A 2,234-nucleotide genomic window follows, 5' to 3' on the forward strand; every position below is an offset into this window, starting at 1 on the left:
ATCGTACTGTCATCAGCCTGGCGATGGGTCTAAGCTGCTTATCGCAGAGATTTGGCTGTGAGGTACAAAATTGAATTTTTCTCGTACAAAAACCTGTCAAGTGTTTTTTTAAATATTTTTTGGGGGGTGAGTAGTTACTATAAAAAATGAACTGGTAAACTTGAGCGCTATTTTTTGGGAAAACTGGCTAAATTACAGCGCTGATTGACAGATGAGGACCGGGTATCGTCAGAGAGGAGAGACCATGAGCAAACTGCAAAGTCAGAATCCAGCAGAATTATACGAGCGATACCTAAGCTCCACCATCTCCGACCCTTGGACACGCGTGCTGCTTAAGTATGCGGTTCCGCAACCTGGCGAACATGCGCTGGACGTAGCGTGCGGCACGGGCAGTGTGGCACGGCACGTCGCACCCGTGGTTGGAGCGGGAGGAAAGGTGGTCGCATTCGATATCAACCCGGAAATGCTGGCCGTAGCTCGCTCGCTTTCGGCACCGATGGGTGCGACGATTGAGTGGCGGGAAGGGGATGCGATCGCCCTCGCCCTGCAGGACGCTGCGTTTGATCTCGTGCTGTGCCAGCAGGGATTTCAGTTTTTTTCTGATCGCGCCGCCTCCTTGCGAGAAATACGGCGGGTTCTGACCGATGGCGGGCGTGTCGTCCTGAGTGTGTGGCAGGCCCTCCAACATCATCCGATCTATGAAGCGCTGTTTGAAGCGACAACACGCCACCTGAATGCGGCCATCTCTGACGTGGCTTTGCCCTTTTCCTTGGGAGATGCTGCAGAGTTGCGTTCACTACTGAGTGATTCAGGCTTTGAGCGCATCGAAGTTACTCCCCGGTCGCTCGACATTCACCTTCCTTCACCAGAACGTTTTGTGCAACTGACGGTACTTGGGGCGGCAACGTCGATACCAGCATTTGCGCAATTGGATACTGCGGCGCGCTCCGCTCTCGTGGCCGCGGTCACCGGTGAGACGGAAGCTGTCGCGCAACATTACCGCGATGGGGACAAGCTGACCTTTCCGATGTCCACGCACATCGCAGTTGCATACGCAGTTAGACGGTAGAAGGCACTCATTCTCGGGTTCTGTTGGTGGCGAATTCACCCTCCAATAATTTGTATTATGGGAAAAGAACGAAAAATGACAATTAATGCTGGGAATCTATTTGAATCTATCCCTGATTCGATTCAGAAAGAATTATTCACCCAAATAATCGATGGTGAAAATATCAAAATTGAGCGGATTGTCTCTAAGAACTTGTTCAAAGTCTTTCCTGATTAGTTACCTATCTCAGAAATTCTCAATATACCGATCGGAAGAGGTTCTGTCGTTGCGGCGGCGCGCAGCAATCGCGGCACCATGGCAGCCAAATCAAAACGGCGATTGAAGCGATAGGAGAATTCTGCAAGATAGCGCTGTGCATACTTGGCGTGATTGAATGCATGGTAGGTTCCGCTGAAGGCAGTCTTGAGATTGCCAAGAAGCGTATTGACCCAGCGAAACTCGGCACGCTGCACAGCAGATTTGCCACTCCCCACAATATGGCGCTCATGCTGCGCGGCTGTATGCGTAACCGCCCCGAAACACCCCAAACCATCAGATACGACTCGTGCAGTAGATGACAGACATTCAGCCGACCACTGTTTGAGCGCTTCATATGTAAAACCCGCTACGGGAGTCAAGCGTATATAAAGTGGCTTCCCCTCGCTGTTTGTTTGTATTGCCGCTACAAATGGCGTCTTACTTGCCGCGCCCCGCCCGCGCTTTCCCGGCCTTTCACCTCCCAGATAAGCATCGTCAACCTCCACGCGTCCATCCAGACGGCGTTGCTCTTCGCGCAGCAGCATGGTCTGTAACAGCTTATGCTTGATCGACCATGCCGTTTTGTAACTTACCCCCAGCTGACGTTTGAGTTCCAATGCACTGACCGCATTCTTGCTTTGCGTCATCAAGTAAATGGCCAGAAACCAGGTTCTTAGCGGTAATTTAGTATTTTCAAACACGGTGCCGACAATTGAAGAACATTGGTAGCCACAATCCAGGCATTCCCATAGCTTGCGGCCGTTATGGGTACAGGAATATCGCTCCCCATCGCAGCGCAGGCATCTCCAGCCATGTGGCCACCTCGCAGCAAACAATGCTGCTTCACATTGTGCTTCCGTGCCATATTGATGCAGAAATTCATGCAGTGACAGGCCTGCCTGAAACTGAATTTTATTCATCGCCATTG

General features: G+C 51.4%; 2 protein-coding genes. One reads left to right on the top strand and one right to left on the bottom strand.

Annotation, left to right across the window (positions count from 1 at the left end):
- Nucleotides 1–244: 244 nt before the first annotated feature.
- Nucleotides 245–1,069 (top strand): class I SAM-dependent methyltransferase, encoded by an 825-nt coding sequence (locus tag NSMM_RS12145; RefSeq protein ID WP_090287806.1) that lies wholly within the window; start codon nt 245–247, stop codon nt 1,067–1,069.
- 212 nt (nt 1,070–1,281) lie between these two features.
- On the opposite strand, the gene NSMM_RS12150 is transcribed toward NSMM_RS12145, so the two are convergent.
- Entirely contained in the window at nt 1,282–2,232 is a 951-nt protein-coding gene (locus NSMM_RS12150) for an IS1595 family transposase (protein ID WP_090284233.1), read from the bottom strand.
- Nucleotides 2,233–2,234: the final 2 nt, after the last annotated feature.

The organism is Nitrosomonas mobilis (assembly GCF_900103035.1).
Classification (GTDB): domain Bacteria; phylum Pseudomonadota; class Gammaproteobacteria; order Burkholderiales; family Nitrosomonadaceae; genus Nitrosomonas; species Nitrosomonas mobilis.